18 protein-coding genes and 1 riboswitch are annotated in these 16,043 nt (G+C 66.0%); of the genes, 11 read left to right on the top strand and 7 right to left on the bottom strand.

All coding sequences use genetic code 11. From position 1 onward, the window contains the following. Positions 1–25 precede the first annotated feature (25 nt). The 3 genes from AC1DEZ_RS20405 to AC1DEZ_RS20395 all read left to right on the top strand — a co-directional run bounded on the left by AC1DEZ_RS20405 (position 26) and on the right by AC1DEZ_RS20395 (position 1,451). On the top strand, positions 26–253 hold the full coding sequence (locus tag AC1DEZ_RS20405) for a F0F1 ATP synthase subunit C (protein ID WP_038360954.1): 228 nt from the start codon (positions 26–28) through the stop codon (positions 251–253). 134 nt (positions 254–387) lie between these two features. Then, positions 388–963, top strand: a complete 576-nt coding sequence (locus AC1DEZ_RS20400) for a F0F1 ATP synthase subunit B family protein (protein WP_441510916.1) — start codon at positions 388–390, stop codon at positions 961–963. 11 nt (positions 964–974) lie between these two features. Next, entirely contained in the window at positions 975–1,451 is a 477-nt protein-coding gene (locus AC1DEZ_RS20395; RefSeq protein ID WP_441510915.1) for a F0F1 ATP synthase subunit B family protein, read from the top strand. A gap of 201 nt (positions 1,452–1,652) precedes the next feature. Here the strand turns inward: AC1DEZ_RS20395 and AC1DEZ_RS20390 are convergent, their stop codons facing one another. The 7 genes from AC1DEZ_RS20390 to AC1DEZ_RS20360 form a co-directional block, all read right to left on the bottom strand. Further along, entirely contained in the window at positions 1,653–2,912 is a 1,260-nt protein-coding gene (locus tag AC1DEZ_RS20390; protein WP_441510914.1) for a L,D-transpeptidase family protein, read from the bottom strand. Between the two features lie 123 nt (positions 2,913–3,035). Continuing rightward, the gene (gene gcvPB / locus AC1DEZ_RS20385) at positions 3,036–4,610 is read right to left on the bottom strand and encodes an aminomethyl-transferring glycine dehydrogenase subunit GcvPB (RefSeq protein ID WP_441510913.1); all 1,575 of its coding nucleotides are present in this window, start codon (positions 4,608–4,610) and stop codon (positions 3,036–3,038) included. After that, positions 4,610–5,950: an aminomethyl-transferring glycine dehydrogenase subunit GcvPA gene (gene gcvPA / locus AC1DEZ_RS20380; RefSeq protein WP_441510912.1), complete on the bottom strand. Its 1,341-nt coding sequence runs from the start codon at positions 5,948–5,950 to the stop codon at positions 4,610–4,612. The genes gcvPB and gcvPA overlap by 1 nt, the downstream gene beginning before the upstream one ends. Positions 5,951–6,106: 156 nt before the next feature. Continuing rightward, on the bottom strand, positions 6,107–6,481 hold the full coding sequence (gene gcvH, locus AC1DEZ_RS20375; RefSeq protein ID WP_441510911.1) for a glycine cleavage system protein GcvH: 375 nt from the start codon (positions 6,479–6,481) through the stop codon (positions 6,107–6,109). Positions 6,482–6,513: 32 nt separating this feature from the next. After that, a complete protein-coding gene (gene gcvT, locus AC1DEZ_RS20370) occupies positions 6,514–7,677 on the bottom strand; it encodes a glycine cleavage system aminomethyltransferase GcvT (RefSeq protein ID WP_441510910.1) in 1,164 nt (387 codons plus the stop codon). Positions 7,678–7,837: 160 nt separating this feature from the next. After that, positions 7,838–7,935: riboswitch (glycine riboswitch) on the bottom strand. Between the two features lie 74 nt (positions 7,936–8,009). After that, positions 8,010–8,612, bottom strand: a complete 603-nt coding sequence (locus AC1DEZ_RS20365; protein ID WP_441510909.1) for a hypothetical protein — start codon at positions 8,610–8,612, stop codon at positions 8,010–8,012. Further along, on the bottom strand, positions 8,609–9,127 hold the full coding sequence (locus AC1DEZ_RS20360) for an invasion associated locus B family protein (protein ID WP_476780563.1): 519 nt from the start codon (positions 9,125–9,127) through the stop codon (positions 8,609–8,611). The genes AC1DEZ_RS20365 and AC1DEZ_RS20360 overlap by 4 nt, the downstream gene beginning before the upstream one ends. Positions 9,128–9,466: 339 nt before the next feature. Here AC1DEZ_RS20360 and coxB point away from each other — a divergent pair, with 339 nt between their 5' ends. The 8 genes from coxB to AC1DEZ_RS20320 all read left to right on the top strand — a co-directional run bounded on the left by coxB (position 9,467) and on the right by AC1DEZ_RS20320 (position 15,998). Then, entirely contained in the window at positions 9,467–10,345 is an 879-nt protein-coding gene (gene coxB, locus AC1DEZ_RS20355; RefSeq protein ID WP_441510907.1) for a cytochrome c oxidase subunit II, read from the top strand. Positions 10,346–10,365: 20 nt separating this feature from the next. Beyond that, on the top strand, positions 10,366–11,991 hold the full coding sequence (gene ctaD, locus AC1DEZ_RS20350) for a cytochrome c oxidase subunit I (protein WP_476780562.1): 1,626 nt from the start codon (positions 10,366–10,368) through the stop codon (positions 11,989–11,991). Positions 11,992–12,138: 147 nt separating this feature from the next. Next, a complete protein-coding gene (locus AC1DEZ_RS20345) occupies positions 12,139–13,083 on the top strand; it encodes a heme o synthase (RefSeq protein ID WP_441510905.1) in 945 nt (314 codons plus the stop codon). Continuing rightward, positions 13,080–13,253, top strand: coding sequence for a hypothetical protein (locus tag AC1DEZ_RS20340; protein ID WP_441510904.1), 174 nt, complete (start codon positions 13,080–13,082; stop codon positions 13,251–13,253). The genes AC1DEZ_RS20345 and AC1DEZ_RS20340 overlap by 4 nt, the downstream gene beginning before the upstream one ends. After that, complete coding sequence (locus AC1DEZ_RS20335) at positions 13,253–13,864, top strand: cytochrome c oxidase assembly protein (RefSeq protein WP_441510903.1); 612 nt, start codon at positions 13,253–13,255, stop codon at positions 13,862–13,864. Before AC1DEZ_RS20340 ends, AC1DEZ_RS20335 begins: the two co-directional genes overlap by 1 nt. Positions 13,865–13,917: 53 nt before the next feature. Next, a complete protein-coding gene (locus tag AC1DEZ_RS20330; RefSeq protein ID WP_441510902.1) occupies positions 13,918–14,781 on the top strand; it encodes a cytochrome c oxidase subunit 3 in 864 nt (287 codons plus the stop codon). Between the two features lie 81 nt (positions 14,782–14,862). Next, positions 14,863–15,237 (top strand): DUF983 domain-containing protein, encoded by a 375-nt coding sequence (locus AC1DEZ_RS20325; RefSeq protein WP_441510901.1) that lies wholly within the window; start codon positions 14,863–14,865, stop codon positions 15,235–15,237. After that, the gene (locus AC1DEZ_RS20320; protein WP_441510900.1) at positions 15,234–15,998 is read left to right on the top strand and encodes an SURF1 family protein; all 765 of its coding nucleotides are present in this window, start codon (positions 15,234–15,236) and stop codon (positions 15,996–15,998) included. Before AC1DEZ_RS20325 ends, AC1DEZ_RS20320 begins: the two co-directional genes overlap by 4 nt. The last annotated feature ends 45 nt before the right edge of the window (positions 15,999–16,043 follow it).

The raw sequence follows: 16,043 nt of genomic DNA, 5'->3' as shown, positions 1-16,043 counted from the left end.
TAGCCTTCCACACTGGAGAAACATCATGGATCCTGTTGCAGCCAAGTTCATCGGCGCTGGTCTCGCTTCGCTCGGCATGGGCCTCGCCGCCATCGGCGTCGGCACCATCTTCGGCAACTTCCTCTCGGGCGCCCTGCGCAACCCGTCGGCTGCTGACGGCCAGTTCCCGCGCGCCTTCATCGGCGCGGCGCTCGCCGAAGGTCTGGGCATCTTCGCGTTCGTCGTCGCGCTCGTCCTGCTCTTCGTGGTCTGACGCTTCACGTCGATCGCGTTCCCGTCGCGCGCGCCGGCCCTGCTTCGGCCACGTGCGCGGCGCTTCCTTTTCTCTGCGCTGAAAGGCACCCCATGCCGGTTCGATCTTCAGGGTTCGTCGGACAAGGATGGCCGGTGGCTGTCGCCTCGTTCGCCACTCTGCTGGCTGGCGCGGCGCAGGCTGCCGAGCAGCAACACGGCCTGAGCGGCGAGAAGGCGTCTTTCCCGCCCTTCGACCCGGCTCACTTCGCGAGCAACCTGTTCTGGCTCGCCATCACCTTCGCGGCTCTCTACTGGCTGATGTCCAAGGTCGCGCTGCCGCGCCTCGGCTCCATCCTGGAAGAGCGCGCCGAGACGATCGGCCGCGATCTCGACCAGGCCACCCAGATGCAGGCCAAGGCCGAGGACATGGCGCAGGCCTATGAAAAGGCTCTCGGCGAAGCTCGCAAGAACGCCCAGGGCATCGCCCAGACGGCGCGCGAGACGGGCGCGAAGGCTAGCGAGGCCCAGCGCCACGCTACCGAGGCGGAGCTTGCTGCCAAGCTTGCCCAGGCCGAGGCAACCATCGCCAAGACCAAGGTCAATGCCATGAGCAATGTGCGCGATCTCGGCGGCGACATCGCTGTCGCCATCGTCACCAAGCTCACCGGTCAGGCTCCCAGCGCCAGCGAGGCGTCGGCGGCTGTCGACCAGGCCCTGACGCGCGGCTGAGGAGAGATCAGATGGATACTTTCTGGGTCGGCGTCGCGCTCGTCATCTTCCTCGCCATTCTCGTCAAGTTCGGCGTGCCGGGCATGATCGTGAAGGCACTCGACGCGCGCGGCGAGAAGGTCGCGCAGGAGCTGGCGGAAGCCCGCCGCCTGCGTCAGGAGGCCGAGAAGCTGCTCGCCGAGTACGACGCGAAGCGCAAAGCCGCCGAGGCCGAGGCCGCCGAGATCGTCTCTTCCGCCAATGAAGAGGCCAAGCGCCTCGCAGCGGAAGCCGAGGCCAAGCTCGCCGATTTCGTCGCCCGCCGCACGAAGTCCGCGGAGGAGAAAATCGCACAGGCCGAGAGCCAGGCCGAGGCCGAGGTTCGCGCCGCGGCTGCGGAGGCTGCCACCAAGGCGGCCGAGACCATCCTGCGCGGCCAGATGGCCGGCAAGGCCAGTGACGCCGCCTTCGCTGCTGGACTCAACGAGGTCAAGGCCAAGCTCAACTGAGCTTCGGTTGATTGGATAAGATCTGACGCCGCGCTCCCGAGGAGCGCGGCGTTTTTCGTTCAGGGATCAACGAAGATCGAGCGTCGTGCTCGCGCTTGCCCCGAGCATCTCATGCCGAAGGAGGCTCTCGCGCCTGTTCCGGCCCGAGATTCTCGGGTCTTCTCCTTCGCTTCGCCGAAGAATGACGGCAGGTGCCGCCTTTCAGTTGCTCGCGGTCGCCGCCGGAGCCGGGGCGTTGCGCGCCGCCGTCACGGGCGCCACCGCCGGCCGCGCCGGCGGCTCTGACGCCACCTTCGGCTTCGGCTTGCGTGGCTGAATCGTCGAGGTGACGATGCCCTGCGGCGTGTCGAGCCCATAGATGTCGTCGCGGAACTGGACCTGCCCGTCCGCCCCCTGCCAGCCGGTCAGATAGACCCAGGCGACCGGCACCGACTTCTTGAGCGGGATGTTCTTGCGCTCGCCCTTGGCGATCTCGTCCTCGATCCCCTGCCGGGTCCATTCCGAGCCTTCCAGCAGCCAGGCGGCGAGATCGCGCACACCCTCGATGCGGGCGCAGCCGGAGGAGTTGAAGCGTACGTCGTTGCGGAACAGCGTCTTCTTCGGCGTGTCATGCATGTAGACAGCGTCGCCATTCGGCATGTCTATCTTGAGCTGGCCGAGCGAATTGGTCGGCCCGGGCTCCTGACGCACGTAGAAATAGGGATTGGTCAGGGCCGCCCAGTTGACGCTCTTCGGGTCGATTTCCTTGTTCTCGGCTCCGAGCAGTTTCATGTTCGACTTGGCGATGAAGCCCGGATCCTTGCGCATATGCGGGATGACGTCGGCCTTCACGATCGACATCGGCACCGTCCAGTACGGGTTCAGGTTGACCGAGGTGATGTTGGCCTGAATAACCGGCGAAGGCCGGTCCGGGCGGCCGACGATGGCGAGATGGCGCTGGGCGACCGTACCGTTCTCGACCGCCTCGACGCTGGCGCCGGGGATGTTCACCACGACATAGCGGCTGGCGAAGTTGAAGCCGTTGCCCTTGAGCCGCTCCAGCGTCGCGGTGAGTTGGTTCAGGCGCGCCTCGACAGGCGTGTTCATCGCCTTGAGCGTGAGGCGCCCGACCGTCCCGAGATCCGACAGGCCGTGGCGGCGCTGGAAGCGCTTCACGGCCTCGGTCACGTTGGCATCGTAGGTGTCGCCCGCCACGGCCTCGGGCGCGAGATCGCCGCTGGCGAGCAGGCGCTGCTTCAGCGCGACGACATCGGCACCTTGCGAATCCGGCTTCAGGGTGCTGGCGCTGCCGGGCACTTTGGGCCAGCCGCCGCGATTGGCGACATCCTCATGGGCAATCAACGCCTCGAGCGTGCGGTCATAGGTGTTCGGGCCGTAGCTCGGCTCGTTCGCACGCACGATCGCCGTCGAGGCCAGCAGAAGCGCGGCCGCCGCAGCGAGGATGGAGGGACGCATAGACATGAAAACCCCCGGGCCGCACAGAGCGGCACCGGGGGATCATTCCGCGACATAGTCAAGGAAGGCTTAAGAAGCGAGCAGCGCCCTTCACTATGCTGACGAATATCGTCAGGACGGATGAAGCGCCTACTCGGCGGCTTCCTTGACCGGCGCCGGCTTCTCCCATTTCAGCACGGGCTGGCGGGCGGCGCGGGTCTCGTCGAGGCGGCGGATCGGAGCGTGATGCGGTGCGCTGGTGAAGCGCTCCTTGTCGTTGCCCTTGGCCGCCATGGCGAGATCGCGCAGTGTGGCGATGAAGAGATCGAGCGCAGCCTTCGATTCCGACTCGGTCGGCTCGATCAGCATGGCGCCGTGCACGACGAGCGGGAAATAGACCGTCATCGGGTGGTAGCCCTCGTCGATCATCGCCTTGGCGAAATCGAGGGTCGAAACGCCCGAACCCTTCAGCCACTCATCGTCGAACAGCACCTCATGCATCGACGGGTGGTCCGGGAAGGGCAGCGACATCAAATCGGCGAGGCCGGCGCGGATGTAGTTCGCGTTCAGCACCGCATCCTCGGAAGCCTGGCGCATGCCGTCCGAGCCGTGGCTGAGCATATAGGCGAGCGCGCGGACATACATGCCCATCTGGCCGTGGAACGCGGTCATCCGGCCGAATGGCTTGTTGCCGGCGGGCGCTTCCCCGCGCGTCTCGATCAGATGCGGCTTGTTGTTCTCGACATGGATGAAGGGCACGGGCGCGAAGGGCGCCAGACGCTCGGAGAGCACGACCGGGCCTGCGCCGGGACCGCCGCCGCCATGAGGCGTCGAGAAGGTCTTGTGCAGGTTGATGTGCATGGCGTCGACGCCGAGATCGCCGGGACGGGCCTTGCCGACGATCGCGTTGAAGTTGGCACCGTCGCAGTAGAAATAGGCGCCGGCCTCATGCATCGCCGCAGCGATCTCGACGATCTCAGGCTCGAAGATACCGCAGGTGTTCGGGTTGGTCAGCATGATCGCGGCAATGTCCGGCCCGAGCAGGGCTTTCACATCCTCGACCGCGACGGTGCCGTCGGGACGCGCCGGAACCGCCTTCACCGAGAAGCCGATCAGGGCCGCAGTCGCCGGGTTGGTGCCATGGGCCGATTCGGGGACGAGCACGACATTGCGGGTCGCGCCCTCGCCCTTCGCCGCGATCGCGGCCTTGATCGCCATCATGCCGCAGGCCTCGCCATGGGCGCCCGCCTTGGGCGAGAGCGCCACCGCCGGCATGCCGGTCAGCGTCATCAGGTAGCGGGAAAGTTCAAGCATCAGCTCGAGTGCGCCGGGCACGGTCGAGAGCGGCTGCAGCGGATGCACGTCGGAGAAGCCCGGCAGCCGCGCCACCTTCTCGTTGAGGCGGGCATTGTGCTTCATCGTGCAGGAGCCGAGCGGGAAGAGCCCGGTGTCGATACCGTAGTTCTTCTGGCTGAGACGCACAAAGTGGCGCATCGTCTCGGGCTCGGAGAGGCCGGGAAGGCCGATCTCGCCCTGGCGGGCATGCTTGCCGAGCCGCGACTTGAACGGGGCCGGCTTGTCGATGTCGACGCCGGTCGCCTCATGATGGCCGATCTCGAAGATCAGCGGCTCGATCTGCTGGAGAGCCTTGTTGCCGGTGAAGGTAAGGTGCTCTTGGTGCGAGGCCTCGCCGGCCTGGGTGGGACGTCCCTGACGGTTCAGCATCACAGCACCTCCACGAGCGCCGCCACGAGGGCCGCCCGGTCTTCATCGGTATTCACCTCGGTCGAGGCGATGATCAGCAGGTCGTCCAGCCCGGCTCCGGGCAGAAGGCGCGAGACGGGGACGCCAGCCAGGATGCCCTTGGCAGCCAGAACCTCGACGACCTCGGCGGCCGGCTTCTTCAGCTTCACCGTGAACTCGTTGAAGAAGCTCTCGTTGAGCACGGTGACGCCCTCCACACCCGCCAGCAGGTCGGCGAGCTTCACCGCATTGGCGTGGTTGACTTCGGCGAGACGGGCGAGACCGGTCTGGCCCAGCAGCGTCATGTGGATGGTGAAGGCCAGCACGCAGAGGCCGGAATTGGTGCAGATGTTAGAGGTCGCCTTGTCCCTGCGGATATGCTGCTCGCGGGTCGAGAGCGTCAGCACGAAACCGCGCTGGCCGGTCGAATCGACCGTCTCGCCGCAGAGCCGGCCCGGCATCTGGCGGATATATTTCGACTTGGCAGCGAAGAGGCCGACATAGGGACCGCCGAAATTCAGCGCATTGCCGATCGACTGGCCCTCACCGACGACGATGTCGGCATCCTGCGCGCCCGGGGGCACGACCGCGCCGAGCGAGACGACCTCGGTGAAGACCGCGATCAGCAGCGCGCCATGGGCATGGGCCTTCTCGGCGATCGGCTTGAGGTCGCGCAGATTGCCGAACACGTCCGGCGACTGGACGACGACGCAGGAGACGCTGTCGTCGATCTGAGAGAGTATGTCCTCATTGGCCGAGACGTCGGGCTTGAGCACCACGACCTCGTCATTGGCCATCTCGGAGAGAGTCTCGACCACCGCCGTGTAGTGCGGGTGCAGGCCGCCGGAGAGCACGGCCTTGCGGCGCTTGGTGACGCGATGCGCCATCAGCACGGCCTCGCCGGTGCCGGTCGAGCCGTCATACATCGAGGCGTTGGCAACCTCCATGCCGGTCAGCGCAGCGACCTGGGTCTGGAACTCGAAGAGATATTGCAGCGTGCCCTGCGCGATCTCGGGCTGGTAGGGCGTGTAGCTGGTCAGGAATTCCGAGCGCTGGATCAGGTGATCCACCGTCGCCGGCACATGGTGCTTATAGGCACCGGCACCGACGAAGAAAGGCACGGCCGAGGCGGCGGTGTTCTTGCCGGCCATCTTGCCGAGGACGCGCTCGACCTCGAGCTCACCCTTGGCGCGGGGCAGATCGACCGGGCCCTTCAGCAGCTTGCCGGCCGGCACGTCGCTGAACAGCGCGTCGATATTGGAGACGCCGATCCGCGCGAGCATGTCCTCGCGGTCGGTATCGGTGAGCGGGAGATAGCGCATGGGGGTTCCTATTGTGCTCTGCGCGGTTTTCAACGACGTCATGCTCGGGCTTGACCCGAGCATCTCTTCAACCAGCATCTTCTCGTCACGAGATTCTCGTCACGAGGTTCTCGGGTCGCCGCTTCGCGCTGCCCGAGAATGACGTGGCGCTCGTACTCAGAGCGTCTTGACGTAGTTCTGGTACTCGGCCTCGTTCATCAGCCCGTCGAGCTCGGCCGCGTCCTTGATCCTGATCTTGAGGAACCAGCCCTTGCCGGCCGGGTCCTCGTTGACAGCGCCCGGCGCCGCTTCGAGCTCGGCATTGACCTCGACAACCTCACCGGAAACCGGGGCATAGACCTCGGAAGCGGCCTTGACGCTCTCGACCACCGCGGCCTCGCCGCCCTTGGCCAGCGCCTTGCCCAGGGCCGGGAGCTCGACGAAGACGACGTCGCCGAGCTGCGACTGGGCGTAGTCGGAGATGCCGACGGTGCCGACATCGCCGTCGATGCGGATATATTCGTGGTCCTTGCTGTAGCGGGTCTCGGCCATGGTTTCCTCCTGGCGAAAAATCGAAAATCAGGTCAGCGCTTGTAGCCGTTCGGCACGAAAGGCATCGGTGCCACCACCGCCGGCAGCGGCTTGCCGCGCACGATGAGATTGAGCTTGGTGCCCGGCGCGGAATGGGCCTTGGCGACGTAGCCCATGGCGCAGGGGCCGTTCAGCGTCGGGCCGAAGCCGCCCGAGGTCACAGTGCCAATCACGTCGCCTTCCGGCGTCGCGATCTCCGTGCCCTCGCGAGCCGGGGCACGACCTTCCGGCTTGAGGCCGACGCGGATGCGCGAGACGCCCTCAGCCAGCTCGCGCTGGATGCGCGCGGCGCCGGGGAAGCCGCCCTCCTCGCGACGGCGCTTCTGGATCGACCAGTTCAGCGCGGCCTCGATCGGGGACGTCGTGGTGTCGATGTCGTGGCCATAGAGGCACAAGCCGGCTTCAAGCCGCAGCGAATCGCGGGCGCCCAAGCCGATCGGCTTGACGCTGGCGTCGAGCAGCAGCGTGTCCCAGATCTCGCCGATCTTGGTCGCGGCGGCGGAGATCTCGTAGCCATCCTCACCGGTATAGCCGGAGCGGCTGACATTGGCCTTTATGCCGGCGACCTTCATGGTGCGCGAGGTCATGAAGCCCATCTCGGCGGCTTCCGGCGCGATTTTCGCGAGCGCGGCTTCCGCGCCCGGGCCTTGAAGCGCGATCAGGCCGCGATGTTCGGCGCGGACCAGCTTCACATTGGCCGGCAGGCGCGCCTCGATATGGGCGTAGTCAGCGTCCTTGCAGGCGGCGTTGACGACCAGATAAAGCGCGCCGTCCTCATCGGGATCGATCGAGCGCGTCACCATCAGATCGTCAAGGATGCCGCCGTCATCGTTGAGGAGCTGCGAATAGCGCTGCTTGCCGGGAGCGAGATTGACGATATCGGCGGGAATCAGCGCTTCCAGCGCCTTCGCCGTCGTCTCGTGGTCAGGCCCGATCAGGAAAGCCTGGCCCATATGCGAGACGTCGAAGAGCCCGGCCTTCTCGCGTGTCCAGTTGTGCTCGGTCAGGATGCCCGACGGATACTGCACCGGCATGTCGTAGCCGGCGAAGGGCACCATGCGGGCGCCGAGCGCGACATGGCGGGAATGAAGCGGCGTCTTCAGCGGCGCGGGCGCGCTGGCGGTGTCGGTTGTGGCCTCAAGAGCCTCGGCAGCCATGGCATGCCCCTCCCAGAATCGAGCGCAGGCTCCGGACGGAATCGTCCGGAACGCGCCCCCTCTGTCTTGGGACCTGAGAGATTTCCCCGCCAGCCGTCAGGCCGGACGAGTTACACCCGTCGGTGGGCGGACATCGCTGTCCACCGCTTTCCAGAGCGCCAAGTCCCCAGCGGTCCTTTTGCCTGAGCGTTTCCGGGGCGGTTGCGCCTTCGGCGCCGGCCCTGACGGATCAGGCCCGGTCTCTTCCGCGGGGATATGCGGCTAGGGCAGAGATACAGGAGGCACCGGCCCAGTCAATCCGGGCGGCGCCTTCTTTCACGGCAAATCGGCCTTTAGCGGCGGCGATGGCGCGCCGGAGCGGCAGCGCCGCCCTGGCCCAGACCGACGATGATCTCGACATCGCCCTTGCCGGCCGGCACGACGATGCCGTCCTCGACGAAGGAGAAATCGACACCGCTCTGGCCCGACGGGATCGTGCCGCCGACGCGCGAGCTGCGGCGCGCAACCGTCGTCGTGCCGCGCGTCACCGTCGTGCCCAAGGTCGCGCCGTAGCTGCCCGGGCTCCCCGCCGGGCCAAGGAGCACACGGCCCTCGACACCGACCTTGAGACGGAAGCCGCCATTGCCAGTCGGCGTGCATTCGCGCGCGACATTCGTGATCGAAACCTGGTAGCGCAGACCGCTGCTGTCCTGGCCGGCCTGGGCGCGGATGGCGGCGCCGCCATCGGCGATGATCACCTCCGGGCAGACAGTGTCATTCCGGTCCTCTTCCTTCGGCAGCTGGTCAGGCACCGGCGGCTTCGTGGACTGGAACATCAGCATGTTGAGCGCCGTGCTGCCGCCTGACGACGATGAGGAGGAGCCGCACCCGGCGAGGCCCAGGCAAAGCAGCGGCAGGGCGAGCCAGCGGCCCGCAGTCAAAGTCTGGTCGATCAAGGCAGCGCCTCCACGCCGGGGCCGAAGCCGTTGAGCGAGACGGGCACGCCCACCCCCTCCTCCGGCGTCTGGAATACAATGAATGTCGCGCTCTTGCCGCCCTTGAGCTGGCCAAGCAGGTTGTCGTCCATGACGACCTCGGCGACGCAACCAGTCGTCAGGCAGCGCACGAAACCGGCGCGCCCGATGTCCTTGTCGTCGATCTTGAGGCCGAGGCCCGACGGCAGCAGCACGCCGAGCGGCGCGACGACACGCAGGAGCCGGCTCTTCTGATCGGCGGTCTTCAGCACGATGACGAGGAGCGTCAGATTCGGCCGATCCTCGGCCGCGACGTTCTGGACCAGCGCGCATTGCTCCGCCTCGGCGCCGGGCGGCACCTCGCAGCGCATCTGCCAATCGCCATGTGTGGAACGCACCGCACCCTGCGCGAGCGCGGAGCCGGCGTAGAGGCTCGTCCCCATGAGCGCCAGCGCCAAGGCGCCTGCCGCCCCGATGATCCTCTTCATCCCTGCCATCCTTCGAAACCCGTCCAGAAACCGCAGAAGAAGCGCAAGATTCAGGCAAAACGCCGACCGCGCCAGAGAATCCCGCCGCTACTCACATAAAATGCGTTGGGACCATGCAGACCCGGCCCTGTCAAGGCGTGCACGCGGGTGCGGGCGCGGTTCCGTCAAGGCCTCGCGCGATTATGCCGCACAGATGATGATGGACCGTGTCATTGCCCCACTGGCGCAAGCGTGATCTTTGATTTATCGCAATGCCGAAGAACGAGGCGACCTTCGCGGTCGCCCCTTCGTGCGTGGGGCAAAGCCGGTCGGTTCCCATGCAGGTCGATTGAGGAGCATGTCGGATCGATGCGATTTCTGAGCAGGACCTTTGCAACCGCGGCCGTCACGGCCCTTGCCGTCGCCGCGCTGGCGACCGTCCCGGCCGTCGCCGGCACCGGCATGCCTTCCCCCTGGCAGATGAACCTGCAGGGCGCAGCGACCCCCGTCGCCGAGTTCATCCACTGGTTTCATGACTGGCTGAACATCATCATCGGCGTGGTCACGCTCTTCGTGCTGGCGCTGCTGATCTATGTCGTCTTCCGCTTCAACGAGAAGGCGAATCCGGTCCCCTCCAAGACCACGCACAACGCCCTGCTCGAAGTGTGCTGGACGGTGATCCCGGTCCTGATTCTCGTCGTCATCGCGATTCCCTCCTTCCGGCTGCTGAAGCTGCAGCTCGAGGTGCCGCAGGCCGACCTGACCCTGAAGGTCACCGGCAAGCAGTGGTACTGGTCCTATGAATACGCGCAGGACAACGGCGCCTTCGGCTTCGACTCGCTGATGCTGGACGAGAAGCAGCGCGCCGAGGCGATCGCCAGCAAGAAGATCGCCGAGGCCGAGGCCCCGCGCCTGCTCGCCGTCGACAACGAAGCGATCGTGCCGGTCGGCAAAATCGTCCGCGTCCAGGTCACCGGCGCCGACGTCATCCACAAGTTCACGGTGCCGTCCTTCGGCATCAAGATCGACGCGATCCCCGGCCGCCTGAACGAAACCTGGTTCAAGGCCGAGCGCGAAGGCATCTATTACGGCCAGTGCTCGTTCATCTGCGGCCAGAACCACGCCTACATGCCGATCGCCTTCCGCGTCGTCAGCCAGGAGCGCTACGCCGCCTGGCTCGCCGAAGCGAAGCAGAAGTTCGCCAATGCCGAGGATGCGGGCAGCAAGCTCGCCGCCGCGTCCAAGTAATTCGCCGAGGAGACAACACGATGGCAACAGCGGCTCAGCACGCTCACGGCCATGACGAGGCCCATCACGACCACCCGACCGGGTGGCGCCGGTGGCTTCTGTCGACCAACCACAAAGACATCGGCACGCTCTACCTGATCTTCTCGATCATCGCGGGCCTCGTCGGCGGCTTCCTCTCGATCATGATGCGTATCGAGCTGMWGYAKCCCGGCSTGCAGATCTTCGCSAAYGGCCAGAGCTACAACGTSTTCGTCACCGGCCACGGYCTGATCATGATCTTCTTCATGGTCATGCCCGCGGTCATCGGCGGCTTCGGCAACTGGTTCGTGCCGCTGATGATCGGCGCGCCGGACATGGCCTTCCCGCGCATGAACAACATCTCGTTCTGGCTCACCGTCGCAGCCTTCGTGCTGATGATCATCTCGATGTTCATGGAAGGCGCCCCGGGCGCGCATGGCGTCGGCACGGGCTGGACGGTCTATCCGCCGTTCTCGACCGCCGGCCACCCCGGCCCCTCCGTCGATTTCGGCATCCTGTCGCTGCACCTTGCAGGCGCCGCCTCGATCCTCGGCGCGATCAACTTCATCACCACGATCCTGAACATGCGCGCGCCTGGCATGACCATGCACAAGATGCCGCTGTTCGCCTGGGGCGTGCTGGTCACCGCCTTCCTGCTGCTGCTCTCGCTGCCGGTCCTCGCCGGGGCGATCACCATGCTGCTGACGGACCGCAACTTCGGCACGACCTTCTATGATCCGGCCGGCGGCGGCGATCCGATCCTGTACCAGCACCTGTTCTGGTTCTTCGGTCACCCCGAAGTCTACATCATGATCCTGCCGGCCTTCGGCATCGTCAGCCACATCATCTCGACCTTCTCGAAGAAGCCGATCTTCGGCTATCTCGGCATGGCCTACGCCATGGTCGCGATCGGCGTGGTCGGCTTCATCGTGTGGGCTCACCACATGTATACCGCCGGCCTATCGCTCAACACGCAGCGCTACTTCGTATTCGCGACGATGGTCATCGCGGTCCCGACGGGCATCAAGATCTTCTCCTGGATCGCGACGATGTGGGGCGGCTCGATCCGCTTCACCGCCCCGATGGTCTGGGCGATGGGCTTCATCTTCCTGTTCACCGTCGGCGGCGTCACCGGCGTGGTGCTGGCCAATGCCGGCGTCGACCGCTCGCTGCACGCGACCTATTACGTCGTGGCCCACTTCCACTACGTGCTGTCGCTCGGCGCCGTGTTCGGCATCTTCGCGGGCTTCTACTACTGGTTCCCGAAGATGAGCGGCTATGTGATGCCGGACTGGATCGGCCGCCTGCACTTCTGGGTCGCCTTCATCGGCGCGAACCTGCTGTTCTTCCCGCAGCACTTCCTCGGCCTCGCCGGCATGCCGCGTCACTATGTCGACTATCCCGATGCCTTCGCGGGCTGGCATTTCTGGTCGTCGATCGGCTCCTACATCTTCGCCTTCGGCCTGCTGATCTGGCTCTACGGCRTCRTCGTCGCCTTCAGCCGCAAGCAGCTCGCCGGCGACAATCCGTGGGGCGAAGGCGCRACGACGCTGGAGTGGACSCTGTCCTCGCCGCCGCCCTTCCACCAGTTCGAGACGCTGCCGCGCATCACCGGCTCGGACCACTGAGACAAAATGGCGGCGGACCCCACGGTCCGCCGCCGCCCCTCCCCCGAGCGCCTTGCGAGGCGTTCCGGAGACGGGCGGCATCACAACAGCCGCGAACACCCTGCGCCCACGGGCGCCGTTCACAAGAGTACGAAGACGATCCGACTGATGTCTGCTGCGTTCGAAACCCGCACCGACGGCCTGACCACCTCCACCGGCGAGGCGCGCGACTTCTTCGCGCTGCTGAAGCCGCGGGTGATGTCGCTCGTCGTGGTGACGGCGCTGACCGGTATGGCGACAGCCCCGGGCTCCGTGCACCCCGTCCTCGGCTTCGCCGCGCTGCTGGCGATTGCAGTCGGTGCGGGCGCGTCGGGTTGCCTCAACATGTGGTACGACGCCGACATCGACGCGCTGATGAGCCGCACGGCCAAGCGCCCGATTCCGGCGGGCCGGATTCAGCCCTCCGAAGCGCTCGCCTTCGGCCTGACGCTGTCGGTCGGATCCGTGCTGGTGCTCGGCCTGATCGCGAATGCGCTCGCAGCCGGCATGCTGGCCTTCACCATCTTCTTCTATGCCGTCGTCTACTCGATGTGGCTGAAGCGCTGGACCCCGCAAAACATCGTCATCGGCGGCGCCGCCGGCGCTTTCCCGCCCATGATCGGCGAGGCCGTGGTGACCGGCAATTTCGGCTGGCACTCGCTGGTGCTGTTCGCGATCATCTTCCTGTGGACGCCGCCTCATTTCTGGGCGCTGGCGCTGGTCAAGTCCGAGGATTACGCGCGGGCGGGCATCCCGATGATGCCGAATGTCGCCGGCCCCGCCGCGACCCGGCGGCAGATCGTGCTCTATTCGCTGATCATGGCTCCTGTCGCCGTGCTGCCGGCGCTGATGGGCTTCGGCGGCCTGATCTACCTGATCGTCTCGGTGACCACCGGGCTCGCGATGGTCTGGCTCGCGATCCAGGTCTGGCGCCGTACGGAAGGTCAGGCTGCCATCAAGGCCTGCTGGTCCCTGTTCGGCTTTTCGATCGTCTATCTCTTCCTGCTCTTCGCCGTGCTGCTCGTCGAGAACGGTTTTGGCCTGATGTGGGCCCTGCCGAAGGTGATCGGATGAGCGAGCAACACCCCCAGAAGCCGGCACCGGCACCGTTCTCGCCCGAGGATATGGCGCGCCGCCGCCGCCGCTCGATCGCGCTCGCGCTGGTGCTCGGCGGGCTCGTGATCTTCTTCTTCGTGGTGACGCTGGTGAAGACCGGCCCCGCCATCCTGAACCGGCCGCTGTGATGGCGAATCCCGTCCCGCAGAAACCCAAGGGCAACCCGGCGCGCACCGCACTGGTCTGCGTCGGCGTCGCTTTCGGCATGCTTGGTGCGTCCTTCGCGGCGGTGCCGCTCTATGATCTGTTCTGCAAGGTCACCGGCTTCGGCGGCACGCCGAAGGTCGGCACGGCCGGTGCCGGCAAGATCCTCGACCGGACGATGTCGGTGCGCTTCGACGCCAATGTCGCGCCGGGGCTCGGCTGGAAGTTCGAAGCGGAGAGCCCGGAGATCAAAGTCCAGGTCGGCGCGACCCAGACCGTGTTCTACAAGATGACGAATCGCTCGGACCGCACTGTGACCGGCATCGCGACCTACAATATCGCGCCGGACAAGGCGGCCGCCTATTTCGTCAAAATCCAGTGCTTCTGCTTTACCGAGCATACGCTGAAGCCCGGCGAGAGCTTCGAGGCACCGGTGGTGTTCTATATCGACCCCGAAATCGCTGGGAATCGCGAACTCGACGGCGTCCACGCCATCACATTGTCCTATACCTATTTCGCCTCGAAGTCGGGCCAGCCCGTCGCCGAGGACAAGGCTGGCTCCGTCAAGGGTGACGCGGGCAATTCGAAACTGTAGAACGCGCTAGAGCAAATGCGCGGACAAGACGTCGTACGCGGAGACTGAATACGATGGCCGGGGCCCATACGAAGCACCACGACTACCACCTCGTCGATCCGAGCCCGTGGCCGCTCGTCGGCGCCGCGAGCGCGACGATCATGGCGATCGGCGCCGTGATGTGGATGAAGGCGCTGCCGGTCGGCGGCATGCATATCGGCCCGCTCGTGTTCGGCGCCGGCCTGCTCGGCGTGCTCTACACCATGCTCGCCTGGTGGATGGACGTGATCCGCGAGGCCGAGAAGGAAGGCCACCACACCCGCGTCGTCCAGCTCCATCACCGCTACGGCATGATCATGTTCATCGCCTCCGAGGTGATGTTCTTCGTCGCGTGGTTCTGGGCCTATTTCGACGCCAGCCTGTTCTCGGGCGAGACGATCAATTATCTCCGCTACGACTTCACCGGCGGCGTCTGGCCCCCGAAGGGCATCGAGACCTTCGATCCCTGGCACCTGCCGCTCCTCAACACCCTGATCCTGCTGACCTCGGGCACCACGGTGACCTGGGCGCATTATGCGCTGATCAACAATGATCGCGCCGGCCTGAAGCAGGGCCTGTGGCTCACCGTGATCCTCGGCGTCCTGTTCACGCTGTGCCAGGCTTACGAGTATTCGCACGCCACTTTCGCCTTCAAGGGCAACATCTACGGCGCCACCTTCTTCATGGCGACCGGCTTCCACGGCGCCCATGTCATCATCGGCACGATCTTCCTGGCCGTGTGCCTCTACCGGTCCTATCTCGGCCACTTCAAGCCGCAGCAGCATCTCGGCTTCGAATTCGCCGCCTGGTACTGGCACTTCGTCGACGTGGTCTGGCTGTTCCTGTTCGCCTCGATCTATGTCTGGGGCGCCGGCGCGCACGCAGCCGCCGCGCATTGATCACGCGCCGTACCGCGCCCTCGCGGTTCTCGTCTGACGAAAGGCGGCCGCGAGGCCGCCTTTCGCGCTTCGGAGGCTATGATGGCCGGTTCTGAACCCACACCTCCTTCGCCCTACTCGACGGGGCTGGCGGGCCGCTGTCCACGCTGCGGCGAGGGGGCGCTGTTCGACGGCTTCCTCAAGTTGAAGCCGCGCTGCAGCGCCTGCGGCCTCGACTATAAATTCGCCGACTCGGCCGACGGCCCTGCCGTCTTCATCATGCTGATCGCCGGCTTCATTGTTCTGGGAGCGGCGCTCTATGTCGAGATCGCCTATGAACCGCCGATCTGGCTGCACCTCATGATGTGGCTGCCGCTGGCACTGGTCATCTGCCTTGCCCTGCTCAGGCCGATGAAGGGGCTGGCAGTCGCGCTGCAATACGCCAACAAAGCCGAGGAAGGCAGGCGGGCGAAGTGACCGCGCAAACCGCAAGCGACCGGAAACCCGGGCTGCTCCTGCCGACCGTCCTAACGATCATCGGAACGGCGATCCTCTGCATGCTCGGAACCTGGCAACTCCAGCGCATGCAGGAGAAGCACGCCTATATCGAGCGCCTGCAGGCACAAGCCGCCGGAGCGCCCGGCGCGATTCCGCCGAGCGCCGAATGGGCCAAGCTCGATGCAGCGGCGCTCGATCTCTCCCGCGTCGCCGCGAAGGGCACCTATGTCGACGGGCCGATCGCCGGAGTCCGCACCACGATCGCCGCCGGGCCGCCCGGCTCGCGGCAGCTCTCCGGCTTCGGCCGCTGGGTGTTCCAGGGTTTCAGGCTCGCGGATGGCGGCATCATTCTGGTCAATCGCGGCTTCGTGCCGGAAAGCCGCATGGGCCAGATCGGCCCGGCGAGCGGGCCGGACACGGTCACGGGCTTCCTGCGGGCGCCCGAAACCCGCAACAGCTTCACGCCGGAAGACCTGCCGGCGATCCGCGAATTCTACACGCGCGACCCCGCGGCGATCGCCGCGTCCCTCGGCTTGCCGCCGGCGCCGTTCTATCTGGAAGCCGAGCGCGAAGGCGACGGAATGAGGCCGCCGGCAGGGGTGGATGTGCGCGAGCTCATCGACCGCATCCCCGACAATCACCTGCAATACGCCCTGACCTGGTTCGGCCTGGCGCTGACATTGCTCGGCGTCTTCGCCGCCTATGCCTGGCAGGCGCGGAAAGGGTCCGCACCGACCTGATGTCGTTCAGGTTTTGCCGAAACCGCCGGACCGGCCTATAGCATC

Source organism: Allobosea sp. 10L422 (assembly GCF_056395345.1).
The sequence above is the reverse complement of the archived record's forward strand: the minus strand, read 5'-3'. Positions and strand labels throughout refer to the sequence as shown.